The sequence below is a fragment of the Stenotrophomonas sp. genome (assembly GCF_050737575.1).
Taxonomy (GTDB): Bacteria; Pseudomonadota; Gammaproteobacteria; order Xanthomonadales; family Xanthomonadaceae; genus Stenotrophomonas.
In genome coordinates this window covers 341,439-356,197 of the sequence record NZ_JBOHXW010000005.1, presented here as the reverse complement: position 1 = coordinate 356,197, position 14,759 = coordinate 341,439, and the positions used below count along the sequence as shown (strand labels likewise).

The window sequence follows — 14,759 nt, the reverse complement described above, 5'->3', positions numbered from 1 at the left end:
GTCGGACATAATCGGCCCCATGGATCGTTACGAACGCATAAACGCGCTGCATCGCCTGCTTAAATCCGCCCGTTATCCGGTGACGGTGGCTCGCCTGCAGGAAGAACTGGGATGTTCCCGGGCAACGGTCTACCGCGACCTGGCCTTTCTGCGCGATGCGCTGATGGCGCCGGTGGAAGGCGATGGCGAGGCCGGTTTCCGCTATCTGAGTGGCGAAAGCGACCGTTTCGAGCTGCCGGGGCTGTGGCTGAGTTCGGAAGAACTGCACGCCCTGCTGGCGTCCCAGCACCTGCTGGCACGAACCGGTGGCGGGGTGCTGTCCTCGGTGCTCGCGCCGTTGCAGCAACGCATTGAAAGCCTGCTGGCCGCCCAGGCCGGTGCGACCTCCTGGCCGGTAGAGCGGGTACGGGTGATTCCGCACCGTGGCCGCAAGCTCGACGAGGCCAGCTTCCGCACCGTTGCCTCCGGCGTGCTGGAGCGCAAGCAGCTGTCCTTTGAATACCGCGCGCGTTCCACCGACGAGGCCACCCGCCGCACGGTGTCCCCGCAGCGCATCACCCATTACCGCGACAACTGGTACCTGGACGCCTGGGATCACACCCGCGATGCGGTGCGCAGTTTCGCCGTGGACCGCATTCATCAGGCGCGCCTGCTCGATCAGCCGGCCCGCGACGTGCCCGACGAAGAGTTGAATGAACAGCTGGCCGCCAGCTACGGCATCTTCTCCGGCGCGCCGAAAGGCTGGGCCACCATCGTGTTCAGCGCCAAGGCCGCGCGCTGGGTAGCCGACGAGCATTGGCATTCCAAGCAGCAGGGCCGGTTCCTGCCGGATGGTCGCTACGAACTGAAACTGCCGTACAGCGTTTCGCGCGAACTGCTGATGGACGTGCTGCATTACGGCTCGGATGCGGAAATCGTTGAACCGCAATCCCTGCGCGAGCAAGCCAAGGCGCTGTTGTCGCTGGCCTTGAGCAATTACGACTAAGCGGCAGGGCAGGGCCTGCGGAAGTGAGTGAAGCGCCTGGGAACCCGCGCTGCACTCACGCCCGCTGCATCACTTCTTGTTGGGTACTTCAAAACCCAGGCGGCCGACCTGCTCCGGGTGCTGCGGCACGCGCTTGAGCTTGTCGGTGTTGACGTCGTACTTGTCACGCAGGCGCAGGGCCAAGTGGCGGTACAGCGTGTTGTCCATGTCCGGCTCGCGGGCAAAGATCCAGGCCATCTCGCGGCCCGGGTAGCCGATCAGCGCCCAGGAGTAATCCGGCGCCACTTCCAGGATGCGCGAATGCGTGGGCACCACGCGGTAGAACCAAGTGCGCCAGCGGCGGTTGCCACTGTCTTCGTCCACCTTGGCGCGGATGCTGAGTTCCTCGGCGGGCTCACTGAAGCCTTCGCGGAATTCGTAGTTGATGGCGACCTTGTCGTCTTCGCGCAACGTATAGGTGTTGACGCTGGCCACATGCCCGCGCTCGACGAAGTTGGGCACCCGGCCGATCACATACCAGCGGCCCATGAAGCGCTGCAGGTCCACCGGGCCTTCGGAGTCACCTTCCACGATGGGTGTCGCGGCGGGGGCGTCCTGCGCGTGTGCAGGTGCCAGCGGCAGGGTCAGGCTCAACAGCAGGGCAGACAGAAACGCTGGAATTGGTCGCATTACGAATTGGAGCGCCATTGGTGGGTGACGGCAGCATGTTCGACGGGCAGCGATAGGCGCGTCAATGGCAGGTCGCAGTCTGTGAGATGAGGGACGTTGAGGATGCACTCCACCACAGCCATGTTGCCGGAGAACGTCATGCCCAAGCCGTCCGCACCGTCATACCGCCGTAAGCAGGACCCGAGCCCCGATCCACGGGTGTTGCGTTGCGTCAGGCAAGTTGCGCTGGCAGGCATGGCCTTGGTGCTGGTGTGGCCGGCTGCGCGCGGGCACAGCGTGTGGATCGGCTGGCTGCCGCTGTGGCTGGTGGGCATGCCGTTGGCGTCCTGGTGGGCGCTGTACCGGTTCCGCCTGCCGGCGGCTTGGCGCAACCGCAAAGCGGTGCAGCGCCGCCGTGGTCCGCAGGCCCGTCGTACCCGTCGGGCAGTGCGCTGGCGCGGTTCGCAGGCAGCCTGACCTTCGACACGGGAGGGCTGCGGGTTGCCTGTGCTAGCGTTCGGCGCTTATGACCGCGTGGAGCCAATATGTCCCGAATCACCTCCGCCTGCCTCGTTGCAGGGTTGCTTTCCTCTGGCCTGGCCGGTGCTGCCATGGCCGCTGACGCCCCCCAGGATCACTACGCCTGGCTGGAGGATGTCACCGGTGACAAGCCGCTGAACTGGGTGAAGGAGCAGAACGCAAAATCTGAAGGGCGGCTGGCGCAGAGCCCGCAGTTCAAGCAGATGGAGGCCGGCATCCGCGAGGTGCTGGATTCGGACGCCAAGATTCCGGGCGTCGAGAAGATTGGCGACTACTACTACAACTTCTGGAAGGACAAGCAGCACGAGCGCGGCATCTGGCGCCGCACCACGCTGGTGGAATACCGCAAGGCCGAGCCACTGTGGGAAACCGTGCTGGACCTGGACGCGCTGAACAAGGCCGAGGGTGAGAACTGGGTGTGGCACGGCGCCAACTGCCTGCGCCCGGAATACACCCGCTGCCTGATCGCGCTGTCGCGCGGCGGCGCCGATGCCGACGTCACCCGCGAGTTCGACCTGTCCAACAAGCAGTGGATCAAGGACGGTTTCTTCCGCGCCGAGGCCAAGGGCGGGCTGGGTTGGATCGACCAGAACAACGTGTTCGTCTACACCGATTTCGGCGATGGCTCGATGACCACCTCCGGCTACCCGCGCGTGGTCAAGCAGTGGCGTCGCGGTACGCCGATGTCTGCGGCCACGACCGTATACGAAGGCAAGCCGGAAGACATGTACATCGCGGCGATGCACGACGACACGCCCGGTTTTGAACGCAATTTCGTCAGCCGCACCATCGCCTTCTACAACAACGAGCTGTTCGTGCTCGGTGCCGACGGCAAGCTGACCAAGGTGGATGCGCCGAACTCGGCGGAGAAGGGCGTGCGCCGCGAATGGTTCACCCTGGAACTGCGCGAGCCGTGGACCGTGGGCGGCAAGACCTACGCGGCCGGTTCGCTGCTGGTGACCAAGTTCGATGACTTCATGGCCGGCAAGCGCGACTTCGACGTGCTGTTCGCGCCGACCGACACCACCTCGCTGGCCGGCATGTCCTGGACCAAGTCGCACGTGGTGTTGAACGTGCTGGACGACGTCAAGAATCGCCTGCAGGTGATGACCCACGGCAAGGACGGCTGGGTTGCCAGCGAGTTCACCGGCGCCCCGACCTTCGGCACCATCGGTGTTGGTGCGGTGGACGCGGACGAAAGCGATGCGGTGTGGATGACCGTCACCGACTACCTGACCCCGACCACACTGGCACTGGCGGAAATCGGCCAGCAGCCGGAAGTGCTCAAGACCATGCCGGCGTTCTTCGACGCCAGCGGCAAGGTGATCGAGCAGCACTTCGCCAACAGCAAGGACGGCACCCGCGTGCCGTACTTCGTGGTGCACGACAAGGCGATGAAGCGGGACGGTTCCAACCCGACCCTGCTGTACGGCTACGGTGGTTTTGAAATCTCGCTGACCCCGAACTACTCCGGCGGCATGGGCCGTGCGTGGTTGGACAAGGGTGGCGTGTACGTGGTCGCCAACATCCGCGGCGGCGGCGAGTACGGCCCGCGCTGGCACCAGGCGGCGTTGAAGCAGAACCGCCACAAGGCGTATGAGGACATGGCTGCGGTGGCGCAGGATCTGGTCAGCCGCAACATCACCTCGGCCAAGCACCTGGGCGTGCAGGGCGGCAGCAACGGTGGCCTGCTCACCGGCAACATGCTGACCCAGTACCCGGAGCTGTTTGGTGCGGTGGTGGTGCAGGTTCCGCTGCTGGACATGAAGCGTTACAGCCACCTGCTGGCTGGCGCGTCGTGGATGGCCGAATACGGTGACCCGGACACGGCGGATTGGGACTTCATCAAGACCTTCTCGCCGTATCACCTGTTCGATCCGGCCAAGAGCTACCCGCCGGTGCTGTTCACCACCTCGACCCGCGATGACCGCGTCCACCCGGGCCACGCCCGCAAGATGGCGGCCAAGATGATCGACGCCGGCAAGGACGTGACCTACTACGAGAACATCGAAGGTGGTCACGGCGGCGCAGCCAACAACGCGCAGGCCGCGCATATGTCGGCACTGGCGTACAGCTTCCTGTGGGAACAGCTGAGCAAGAAGTGATGCTTGGTTTGAAGTGATGTCTGCTTTGAAGCGGCGATTGCTTTGAAGTGATGCAAAACAAACGCCACCGAAAGGTGGCGTTTGTTTTTGTTTTTGCTGAAGCCCCTCTCCCGCGCGCGGGAGAGGGGTTGGGGTGAGGGCAGAACGAAGTATTGATGGTGAACTGAGGCAGATGTTCTCGAAGTCAGAAGCTCAAAGCCAAAAGCCAAAAGCCAAAAGCCAAAAGCCAAAAGCTCCCCCCATCCGCCCTTCGGGCACCTGCATTCGGCACGTCCCTGTGCCTCACCCTTCGGGCGGCTTCGCCGTGCAACTCGGCAATCCTGCCGCGTTGTCGCCCCGCAGGCGGGAGAAGGGAACAGCCCAGCGGCTACCTCTTCTGCTGCCAGCTTCCCAACCCCCGCCCGATCCGCATCACCGCTTCCTGCAGCCTCGCGACATTCTGCGTATAGGCAATCCGCACATGCTGGTTGGCGCGGTAATTGCCGAAATCCAGGCCCGGCGTAAACGCCACATGCTCGGTTTCCAAAAAGTGCGCGCAGAACGCCTGTGCGTCCTCGGTGAACGCACTCACATCGCAGTACAGATAGAACGCGCCCTGCGGCTCCACATCAATGCGGAAGCCGAGTTCGCGCAGGGCAGGCAGCAAGTAGTCGCGGCGCTGGCGGAACTGCTCGCGGCGTTGCTCGAAGATGGCGATGGTCTCCGGCTCGAAGCACGCCAGCGCGGCATGCTGTGCCATCGACGGCGCGCTGATGTACAGGTTCTGCGCCAGCTTCTCCAGCTCCGGCACGGCGCGCGGTGGGGCCACCAGCCAGCCAAGGCGCCAGCCGGTCATGCCGAAATATTTGGAAAAACTGTTCAGAACGAAGGCTTCATCGTCCACTTCCAGCACGCTGGGGGCGTCAAAACCGTAGGTCAGGCCGTGATAGATCTCGTCCACCACCAGGTGCGCGCCACGCGCCTTCAGCGACGCCGACAACGCGGCCAGCTGGCCGGCATCGAGTGTGGTGCCGGTCGGGTTGGCTGGCGAGGCAACCAGCGCGCCGACACTGTCGTTGTTCCAGTGTTGTTCGATCAACGCCGGCGTGAGCTGGTAACTATTGTCCGGGCCGACCGGCACCAACTGTGCCCCGCCTTCAACCAAACGCAGGAAATGCCGATTGCACGGATAACCGGGATCGGCCAGCAACCAATGTTTGCCCGGGTCCACCAACAGGCTGGAGGCCAGCAGCAACGCGCCGGAGCCGCCGGGGGTGACGAGGATGCGCTCGGGGTCGATCTCCAACCGGTAGCGGTCGCGATAGAAGCCGGCAATGGCCTCGCGCAACGCCGGCAGGCCGCGTGCGGCGGTGTAGCGGGTGTGGCCGGCGCCGAGCGCGGCCTGGCCGGCACGCACGATGGGTGCGGCGGTGGTGAAATCCGGTTCGCCGATTTCCAGATGAATCACATCGTGACCGGCCTGCTCCAACGCATTGGCGCGGGCGAGCAGGGACATGACGTGGAAAGGGGCGATCTCGTGGCTGCGGCGGCTGTAGCCGGACGGCGTGGGGGCGGGCGTGTTCATCGCCGCATCATAGGACGAGGCGGTTGCCGTGGCATTGCGACCAACGGCGCATGATGACCGGCGTGTTGAAGCCGTCCCTGCCTCGAAAGGCGCCGGCTGCGCATGGCACACTGTGGCCTTGCGCGGGGGCGTCGCTCCTGCCGATGGGAGCCCTCTCCGTGAAACCTGCCCTTTGCCTGTTGGTAGCCAGCCTGATGATGAACACCGCCGTCGCCGCAACGCCCACCCCGCCTGATGTCGCCAAACGCACGCATACGGTCAAGGCGCCGTTTGGTGCCGAGCGTCAGGACGAGTACTACTGGCTGCGCGACGACAAGCGCGAGAACCCGGACATGCTGGCCTATCTCAAGGCCGAGAACGCCTATACCGACGCGCTGATGGCGCCGCTCAAGCCGCTGCAGGAAAAGCTCTACAGTGAGATCGTCGGCCGCATCAAGCAGGACGATGCCAGCGTGCCGTACCGCGAGCGCGACTACTGGTATTACACCCGCTACGAAACCGGCAAGGACTACCCGATCCACGCGCGCCGCAAGGGCGACATGCAGGCAGCCGAAGAAGTGCTGCTGGATCTGAACGTCATGGCTGAAGGCAAGGGCTACTTTGCGGTCAGCGACATGGAAGTGAGCCAGGACAACCGCCTGTTGGCCTGGGCCGAGGACGATGTCGGCCGCCGCCAATACACCATCCGCTTCAAGGACCTGGAAACCGGCAAGCCGCTGCCGGACGTGATCACCGGCGTCTCGGCCAACGTGGTCTGGGCCGACGACAACCGCACCGTGTTCTACGTCGAGAACGACCCGGAAACCCTGCTCACCGTGCGCGTGAAAAAGCATGTGCTGGGCACGCCGGTCAGCGCCGACACGCTGGTCTACGAGGAAGAGGACGACAGCTTCTACATGGGCATCGGCCGCACCCGCGATGACCGCTTCATCACCATCGGCGTGGACAGCACCGTTTCCTCCGAGCTGCGTTACACCTCGGCCGCCAACCCCGGCACCTTCACCGTGCTGGCGCCGCGCGAGCGCGACGTGGAATATGACGCCGACCATTTCGACGGCCGCTGGGTGATCCGCACCAATGCCGGCGGCGCGAAGAATTTCAAACTGGTCGCCGCACCGGAAAATGCCACCAGCCGCACCCAGTGGAAGGACTGGGTCGCGCACGACCCGCAGGTGCTGATCGAAGGCTTCGAGCTGTTCAACGGCTACACCGCCATCGCCGAGCGTGCCGACGCGCTGGAGCGCGTGCGCCTGTTGTTCGCCGACGGCCACAGCGAGTTCGTCAAGGCCGATGAGCCGGCTTACTCGATGGGCCTGTCGGTCAACGCCGAGCCGGATACCGAATGGCTGCGTTACAGCTACACCTCGCTGACCACGCCGGCCACCACCTACGAACTCAACGTCAAGACCGGCGAGCGCCGCCAGCTCAAGCAGCAGCCGGTGATCGGCTATGACCCGTCGCTGTACCAGACCGAACGCGTCTGGGTGACCGCGCGCGATGGCGCCAAGGTTCCGGTGTCGCTGGTCTACAAGAAGGGCTTCAAGAAGGACGGCAGCGCCGCGCTGTACCAGTACGCCTACGGCAGCTACGGCATGTCGATGGACCCGGGCTTCAACCAGAGCGTGGTGAGCCTGCTGGACCGCGGCATGGTCTACGCCATCGCCCACATTCGTGGCGGTGAGGAGATGGGCCGCAACTGGTACGAAGACGGCAAGCTGCTGAACAAGCAGAACACCTTCAACGATTTCGTCGATGTCACCCGCGCGCTGGTCGCACAGGGCTATGCCGCCAAGGATCGTGTCGCCGCGTCCGGTGGCAGTGCCGGTGGCCTGCTGATGGGCGCGGTCGCCAACCAGGCGCCGCAGGACTACCGCGTGATGGTGGCGCAGGTGCCGTTCGTGGACGTGGTCACCACCATGCTCGACGCCAGCATCCCGCTGACCACCAACGAGTACGACGAGTGGGGCAACCCCGAGCAGAAGCCGTACTACGACTACATGCTCAGCTACTCGCCGTACGACAACGTAAAGGCGCAGGCCTATCCGTCGCTGTTCGTCGGCACCGGCCTGTGGGATTCGCAGGTGCAGTACTGGGAGCCGGCCAAGTGGGTGGCGCGCCTGCGTGACGTCAACACCGGCAACCTGCCGATCGTGTTCCGCACCAACATGGAAGCCGGCCACGGCGGCAAGTCGGGCCGGTTCCAGCGCTACAAGGAACAGGCCGAGTCGTTCGCTTTCGTGCTGTCGCAGCTGGGCGTGGCGAACTGACCGCACGGCGAACGCATGTCAGGGCCCCCGCAATCGCCAGAACCCCGCCCGGTGCGCATGCGCTGGGCGTGGTGGCTGCTGGCCTATGTCAGCCTGGGCGTCGGCATTGTCGGCATCTTCGTGCCGGGCCTGCCGACCACGGTGTTCGTGCTGATTTCTGCCTGGGCTGCCTCGCGGGGCTCCAAGCGGCTGCATGACTGGCTGGTGACGCACCCGCGCTTCGGCCCGTCGATCCTCGACTGGCAGGCGCATGGCGCGGTGAGCCGCAAGGGCAAGTGGATGGCCAGCATCACCATGCTGGTCTGCGCCCTGATCACCCTGTGGTGCGTGCCGTTGGCATGGGTGAAGTGGACCTCGATCAGCATCATGGCGTGCGTCTGCCTGTGGCTGTGGATGCGGCCGTTGCCACCGAAAAGCAGCTGAACGGCGCGTGCCGCCACCGGATTTCATGGTCCAGTGGCTATACTTCGGCCATGAACACGACGTCCCGTTTGCTGATGCTCATCCCGGTGGCCTGCGCGCTGCTGGCCCTCTCCGCCTGCGGCAACAAGGGGCCGCTGGTCATGCCGCAGAAGCCGGTGCCGATCGAGGAGCAGGAAGTCGTCCCGGACGATGCAACCCCCAACGAGGGCACCCCGGCAACGCCGGTCGAGACCAAGGACGATGCCGAAACCAAGCCGGCCGATAGCGACGCCAAGCACAATGACTGAAGTGGCAGCAGCGCGTCCGCAAGCGCCCTCAACCTCCAGCTCCCGCTCCCGCTCGCAGGCGACCGGCTTCAGATTCACCAAGATGCACGGCGCCGGCAATGATTTCGTGGTGTTGGATCTGCGCGACGGCACGCTTCCTCCGGACGCGGCATTGGCGGCCAAGCTCGCCGACCGCCATCGCGGCGTGGGTTGCGACCAGATCCTGACCATCGAAGCACCGCGCGAAGCGGGCTCCGTAGCCTCGTACCGCATCTGGAATTCCGACGGCTCCAGCTCGCAGCAATGCGGCAACGGCGCGCGCTGCGTGGCCGCTTGGCTGGTGCGCGACGGTGCAGTGCAGGGCGATGCGTTCGTGATCGACAGCCCGTTGCGCACGCATGCCGTGCAGCGTCTGGCAGACGATCACTATGCGGTGACGATGGGCAAGCCGGATTTCGAGCCGGCACAGATTCCGCTGGTCGGTTTCCCGCGTGCACGCGAGGAATATGCGTTGTCGCTGCAAGGCGAGAACGTGCGCTTCGGCGCCGTGTCGATGGGCAACCCACACGCGGTGCTGGAAGTAGGTTTGATCGATGCCGCGCCGGTGGAGCGGGTGGGGTCGCTGTTGCAGCAGCACGCCTCGTTCCCCGAGTCGGCCAATGTCGGCTTCGCACAGCTGATCGATAACCGCCACATCAAACTGCGTGTGTTCGAGCGCGGTGTTGGCGAAACCCTGGCCTGCGGCAGCGGTGCCTGCGCTGCGGCCGTGGTGCTGATGCAGCGTGGACGCCTGCAACGCGACGCGCGTATCTCATTGCCGGGTGGCGACCTGCGCATCCAGTGGCCGGACGATCAGTCGGCCATCGTGATGTCCGGCCCCGCAGCATTCGTTTTCGACGGAGAGTGGATGGGATGAACGATACCGTAGAGAAAATCGGCGCCCACGAAGTAGCCGCCTGGCTGCGACGTCATCCGGGCTTCCTCAAGCAGTTCCCCGATCTGGCGCTCACCTTGGTGGTGCCGCGCGACGACGGCCCGACCGCGTCGCTGGCCAGCTACCAGCTGGAAGTGCTGCGCGACAAGAACCGTGAACTGTCGCGGCGCTTGGCCGACCTGGGCAGCAACGCGCAGATCAATGAGCGCCTGGCCGTGCGCACGCATCAGCTGACGCTGGCGCTGATGCGGCAGACCAGCGCCGCCGACACGCTGCGGGCAATGGCGGCGTCGCTGGAAGAGGATTTCGCCGGCGATCTGGTGCGCATCGTGTCCTTCGACCCGGTGCCGGAGCTGGAACAGGCGCCGTGGTTGCAGATCATTGCGCCGGACGATTCGCGCCTGGCCGCCTTCCACGATTGCCTGCAGGACGGCGAGCCGATCTGCGGCCGCCTGCAGCCGGAAAAGAACGAGCTGCTGTACGGCGAGCGTGTCGGCGAAGTGTCGTCCACCGCGCTGTTGCCGTTGCCGGGCGTCGGCTTGATTGCGGTGGGTAGCCACGATTCAAACCGTTTCTATCCGGGCATGGGCACGTTGTTCCTGCGCATGATGGGCGAGTCGCTGGTGGTTGGCCTGCAGCGTTTTCGCAGCGTTTGATCGGGTGATGCGGCGATGAACGCCGTCCAGAAATTCCTGTCCTACCTGCAGGTCGAGCGACGCATGTCGGCGCATACGCTCGATGCGTATCAGCGCGACCTTGCGGCGTTGTCGCTGTGGTGCGAAGGCAACGAGATTGCCGATCCGCAGACCGTCGCAGGCGACCAGTTGCGTGACTTCATTGCGGCCGAGCATCGGCGCGGATTGGCGGCCAAGAGTCTGCAACGCCGGCTGTCTGCCTGCCGCAGCTTCTATGCGTGGTTGCTGAAGAACAACGTCATCGACATCAGCCCCGCCGCCGGGCTGCGTGCGCCCAAGGCACCGCGCAAACTGCCGCAGGTGCTGGACGCCGATGAAGCGGTGCAGCTGGTCGAGCTGCCCACCGATGCGCCACTGGGCCTGCGCGACCGCGCGCTGCTGGAACTGTTCTATTCCTCGGGCCTGCGTTTGAGCGAGTTGTGCGCCCTGCATTGGCGCGATCTGGATATGGCCAGCGGCTTGGTGTTGGTGCATGGCAAAGGCAATCGCGAGCGCAGCGTTCCGGTCGGTACGCATGCGTTGAACGCGCTGCAGGAGTGGCGCAAGGACAGCGGTGGCGGCAACGACAAGCCGGTGTTTCCAGGCCGCGCCGGTGGGCCGATCACACAGCGTGCGGTGCAGATCCGCATCAAGCAGCTGGCGCAGCGGCAAGGGCTGTTCAAGCACGTCCATCCGCACATGCTGCGGCACAGTTTTGCCAGCCACATTCTGGAATCCTCGGGTGATCTGCGCGGCGTGCAGGAGTTGCTTGGCCACGCCGACATCGCCACCACGCAGATCTATACGCATCTGGATTTCCAGCACCTGGCCAAGGTGTACGACGCCACGCATCCGCGCGCGAAGCGGAAGTCCTGATTCAGGCGCGGCGGTTGTGTGTCGAGCGAGCCGGTCGGTTGCGGTCAGCTGAATTGCCGGCAGGTGAATGCGCGGAATTTGATTTCCATCAGGGCGGCCGCATGGTTGCGGGCGCATCGTGGGAATTCACCGCGGAGGCATTCAAATGGCCAAACCATTCCCGCTCAAGCCCAAGCACCCCGAGCGCATCTGCTGGGGCTGTGATCGCTATTGCGCGACGGACGCGTTGGCCTGCGGCAATGGCTCCGGGCGCACGTTGCACCCGATCGAAACACAGGGCGAGGACTGGTATGTGGCGTGGGGCATCGAGCCTGAAGCTGATCGGCCCAGTCACGCCAAGCTCAAGCCGTAGGCTGGGTGTTGCCGGGAACGCTTCTGCCGAGCACGGCTCGGCACGACGTTGCTGTTTGGCTGAACGCGGGCTGTCGGTGACGGGGTAGGGGGGAGGCTTGATGCCGACGTTTGTCGGCCCCATTACCGTTGAACAGTATCCCGGAGGCCGTATGGACCCCAGTCAGAACCCGAATGTTTTCCACGCCACCACCATCTGCTGCGTTCGTCGCGGCGAGCATGTGGCGATTGCCGGTGACGGCCAGGTCACGCTGGGCCACACGGTGATGAAGGGCAATGCACGCAAAGTGCGCCGGCTCGGTCGTGATGGCCAGGTGCTGGCCGGTTTTGCCGGTGCCGCTGCCGACGCCTTCACCCTGTTTGAGTTGTTTGAAGCCAAGCTCGAAAAGCACGGCCAGCTGACCCGCGCCGCAGTGGAGCTGGCCAAGGATTGGCGCACCGAGCGCCGCCTCGGCAAGCTCGAAGCCTTGCTTGCCGTCGCCGACAAGGAAACCTCGCTGATCATCAGCGGCACCGGTGATGTGATCGAGCCGGAGGACGGCATCATCGCCATCGGTTCCGGCGGTTCCTACGCACTGAGTGCGGCGCGTGCGCTGCTGGCGCATACCGAGCTGGATGCAAAAACCGTGGCGACCGAAGCGATCAACATCGCCGGTGGCATCTGCATCTACACCAACAAGAATGTGGTGGTCGAAGAGCTGTAAGGCGCGGCGCGGGGAATAGCGAGCGCGGAGTGAATCTTTCCCGGCGCTGGCTTCCTTCCGTAGACGGGAGCATTCATTCCCGGTTCCCCGAATCCTGATCCCTGCTTTCCACCCCCATTCCCACTTTCCGGTTGTTGAATCCCATGACGCTCAAGATCGAAACCTCTTCCGCCAGCATGACGCCGCGCGAAATCGTGCAGGAGCTGGACCGCCACATCGTTGGCCAGCACGACGCCAAGCGCGCGGTCGCCATCGCGCTGCGCAACCGCTGGCGCCGCATGCAGCTGCCCGCTGAGCTGCGCAACGAAGTGATGCCGAAAAACATTCTGATGATCGGCCCGACCGGTGTCGGCAAGACCGAGATCGCGCGTCGCCTGGCCACGCTGGCCAATGCGCCGTTCGTGAAGGTCGAAGCCACGCGCTTCACCGAGGTCGGCTATGTCGGCAAGGACGTGGAGCAGATCATCCGTGATCTGGCCGACACCGCGGTCAAGCTGTACCGCGAGCAGGCCAAGGTGCGGGTGCGCACGCAGGCCGAAGAAAAGGCCGAAGACCGCATCCTGGATGCGCTGCTGCCGCGTCGCAGTGTGGGCATCGGCTTTGACGCCGAGGCGGCACGCAACGAGCCATCGGCCGCTGATAACGAAACCCGCATCAAGTTCCGCCGCATGCTGCGCGCAGGCGAGTTGGACGAGCGCGAGATCGAACTGGACGTCGCTGCCAACGTCAGCATGGACATCATGACCCCGCCGGGCATGGAAGAAATGGGCCAGCAGCTGAAGTCCATGTTCGCCAACCTCGGTTCCGCAAAGTCGAACAAGCGCACGCTGACCATCAAGGCCGCGCGTCCGCTGTTGATCGAGGAAGAGGCCGCAAAGCTGGTCAACGAGGACGACGTCCGCAGCGCGGCAATCGAAGCCTGCGAACAGCACGGCATCGTCTTCATCGACGAGATCGACAAGGTCGCCAAGCGCGGTGACAACGTCGGCGGCGGTGATGTGTCGCGCGAAGGCGTGCAGCGCGATCTGCTGCCGCTGGTGGAAGGCTCCAACGTGTCCACCAAGTACGGCACGGTGAAAACCGACCACATTCTGTTCATCGCCTCCGGTGCGTTCCACCTGGCCAAGCCGAGCGACTTGATTCCCGAGTTGCAGGGCCGCTTCCCGATCCGTGTGGAACTGGGCGCGTTGAGCAAGGAAGATTTCGTGCGCATCCTCACCGAGCCGAAGGCGGCGTTGACCAAACAGTACGAAGCGCTGCTGGCGACCGAAGGCGTCAAGGTGAGCTTTACTGCGGATGCAGTGGATCGCCTGGCCGAGATCGCGTTCCAGGTGAACGAGCGGCAGGAGAACATTGGTGCGCGTCGTCTGCACACGGTGCTGGAGCGTTTGCTGGATTCGCTCAGCTACGAAGCGCCGGATCGTGATGGCGAAACCATCAGCATCGACCGCGCCTATGTGGACAAGCATTTGGGTGAGCTGGTGAAGGACCCGGATCTGAGCCGCTACATCCTGTAATTTCTGCGTGCCTGATTGGCGCGAGCGGCAGCACTCCGGTGCTGCCGCTTTTTTTTTGTTTGAACGTCGGAAGGTTGGTAGTGCCGAGCCATGCTCGGCAGGAAGCGCTACCGGTGAAGTCCCTTGCCGAGCATGGCTCGGCACTACCGCGCTGTGTGCTTCTACGTACTCACGCCCGCACTCAATCCGCTTCGTCGGGATCGGGTTCGGGCAGCGGCGACGGCGGGTCGCCCGGGGTGAACACGCCCGGCTTCACGTAATAGGAGAGCAGCGCGTCCATCGTTTCCAGATTGTCGCGCTCCAGCTCGAAATGCTTGGGCTCCATCATTGCGCTGTAGAGCACGCCGGTAAGGCCGGCATACAGGATGCGCGCGGCCGTGCCGGCGTCCACGTTGTCGCGCAGTTGTCCCAGTGCCTGTGCGCGCTCCAGCACGCGGCGGAAGATCGACAGCTCCTCGTCCAGGCTGTCGTGCTGCAGCTTCTGCATGGCCTGGCTTTCAGCGGACAGATCGTTGCGCAGCATGATTTCCATCATGTTGCGCAGCCGTGGCTCGTTGGCCAGCTCACTTACCGACACCAACATCGCCGAACGCAGGTCCAGCACCGGTGTGTCGCGATGGGGCGAGTAGGTGCGGTGCAGACGCTTGATGAACGGGATGCGCTCGCGATTGATGATGCCTTCGAGCACTTCGGTCTTGTTCTTGAAGTGCCAGTACACCGCGCCCCGCGAATACCCGGCGCGCTCGCCAATGGCCGCCAGCGAGGTGCTGGCCACGCCTGTTTCGTGGAAGCACGCCAAGGCCGCATCGAGGATGCCTTCGCGGGTGGCTTGCGCCTCTTCTTTGGTTTTTCTGGCCATTGCGTTGTGCAAATGCTGGATGAACCGGCCCGAAGTGTAGTCGTTT

At 64.4% G+C, this 14,759-nt stretch carries 15 protein-coding genes; 12 read left to right on the top strand and 3 right to left on the bottom strand.

Annotation, left to right across the window (positions count from 1 at the left end):
• Positions 1-19: 19 nt before the first annotated feature.
• Positions 20-985 carry a helix-turn-helix transcriptional regulator gene (locus ACREP4_RS12135; protein WP_431596434.1) on the top strand — a complete coding sequence of 322 codons (966 nt, stop codon included), beginning with the start codon at positions 20-22 and terminating at the stop codon, positions 983-985.
• Between the two features lie 69 nt (positions 986-1,054).
• Here the strand turns inward: ACREP4_RS12135 and ACREP4_RS12130 are convergent, their stop codons facing one another.
• Positions 1,055-1,654, bottom strand: a complete 600-nt coding sequence (locus tag ACREP4_RS12130) for a lipocalin family protein (protein WP_431596433.1) — start codon at positions 1,652-1,654, stop codon at positions 1,055-1,057.
• 138 nt (positions 1,655-1,792) lie between these two features.
• On the opposite strand from ACREP4_RS12130, the gene ACREP4_RS12125 reads away from it, so the two are divergent.
• Together ACREP4_RS12125 and ACREP4_RS12120 are read left to right on the top strand one after the other, a co-directional pair.
• Positions 1,793-2,110 carry a hypothetical protein gene (locus ACREP4_RS12125; RefSeq protein WP_431596432.1) on the top strand — a complete coding sequence of 106 codons (318 nt, stop codon included), beginning with the start codon at positions 1,793-1,795 and terminating at the stop codon, positions 2,108-2,110.
• 68 nt (positions 2,111-2,178) lie between these two features.
• Positions 2,179-4,278, top strand: a complete 2,100-nt coding sequence (locus ACREP4_RS12120) for a prolyl oligopeptidase family serine peptidase (RefSeq protein WP_431596431.1) — start codon at positions 2,179-2,181, stop codon at positions 4,276-4,278.
• Between the two features lie 367 nt (positions 4,279-4,645).
• On the opposite strand, the gene ACREP4_RS12115 is transcribed toward ACREP4_RS12120, so the two are convergent.
• Positions 4,646-5,842 carry a pyridoxal phosphate-dependent aminotransferase gene (locus tag ACREP4_RS12115; RefSeq protein WP_431596430.1) on the bottom strand — a complete coding sequence of 399 codons (1,197 nt, stop codon included), beginning with the start codon at positions 5,840-5,842 and terminating at the stop codon, positions 4,646-4,648.
• 158 nt (positions 5,843-6,000) lie between these two features.
• Between ACREP4_RS12115 and ACREP4_RS12110 the strand changes: the two genes are divergently transcribed.
• The 9 genes from ACREP4_RS12110 to hslU all read left to right on the top strand — a co-directional run bounded on the left by ACREP4_RS12110 (position 6,001) and on the right by hslU (position 13,854).
• Entirely contained in the window at positions 6,001-8,109 is a 2,109-nt protein-coding gene (locus ACREP4_RS12110) for a S9 family peptidase (protein ID WP_431596429.1), read from the top strand.
• Positions 8,110-8,124: 15 nt separating this feature from the next.
• Entirely contained in the window at positions 8,125-8,532 is a 408-nt protein-coding gene (locus tag ACREP4_RS12105; protein WP_431596428.1) for a YbaN family protein, read from the top strand.
• 50 nt (positions 8,533-8,582) lie between these two features.
• On the top strand, positions 8,583-8,819 hold the full coding sequence (gene lptM / locus ACREP4_RS12100) for an LPS translocon maturation chaperone LptM (RefSeq protein WP_431596427.1): 237 nt from the start codon (positions 8,583-8,585) through the stop codon (positions 8,817-8,819).
• An 82-nt stretch (positions 8,820-8,901) separates the two neighbouring features.
• Positions 8,902-9,714 carry a diaminopimelate epimerase gene (dapF, locus tag ACREP4_RS12095; protein ID WP_431596478.1) on the top strand — a complete coding sequence of 271 codons (813 nt, stop codon included), beginning with the start codon at positions 8,902-8,904 and terminating at the stop codon, positions 9,712-9,714.
• Positions 9,711-10,388 (top strand): DUF484 family protein, encoded by a 678-nt coding sequence (locus ACREP4_RS12090; RefSeq protein WP_431596426.1) that lies wholly within the window; start codon positions 9,711-9,713, stop codon positions 10,386-10,388. The genes dapF and ACREP4_RS12090 overlap by 4 nt, the downstream gene beginning before the upstream one ends.
• A 15-nt stretch (positions 10,389-10,403) precedes the next feature.
• Positions 10,404-11,282, top strand: coding sequence for a tyrosine recombinase XerC (xerC, locus tag ACREP4_RS12085; protein ID WP_431596425.1), 879 nt, complete (start codon positions 10,404-10,406; stop codon positions 11,280-11,282).
• A 145-nt stretch (positions 11,283-11,427) separates the two neighbouring features.
• Positions 11,428-11,634, top strand: a complete 207-nt coding sequence (locus tag ACREP4_RS12080) for a DUF3079 domain-containing protein (RefSeq protein WP_431596424.1) — start codon at positions 11,428-11,430, stop codon at positions 11,632-11,634.
• Positions 11,635-11,785: 151 nt separating this feature from the next.
• Entirely contained in the window at positions 11,786-12,337 is a 552-nt protein-coding gene (gene hslV, locus ACREP4_RS12075) for an ATP-dependent protease subunit HslV (protein ID WP_431596423.1), read from the top strand.
• A gap of 143 nt (positions 12,338-12,480) precedes the next feature.
• Positions 12,481-13,854: an ATP-dependent protease ATPase subunit HslU gene (gene hslU, locus ACREP4_RS12070; RefSeq protein WP_431596422.1), complete on the top strand. Its 1,374-nt coding sequence runs from the start codon at positions 12,481-12,483 to the stop codon at positions 13,852-13,854.
• 181 nt (positions 13,855-14,035) lie between these two features.
• Here the strand turns inward: hslU and ACREP4_RS12065 are convergent, their stop codons facing one another.
• Positions 14,036-14,713 (bottom strand): TetR family transcriptional regulator, encoded by a 678-nt coding sequence (locus tag ACREP4_RS12065; RefSeq protein WP_431596421.1) that lies wholly within the window; start codon positions 14,711-14,713, stop codon positions 14,036-14,038.
• Positions 14,714-14,759 lie beyond the last annotated feature (46 nt).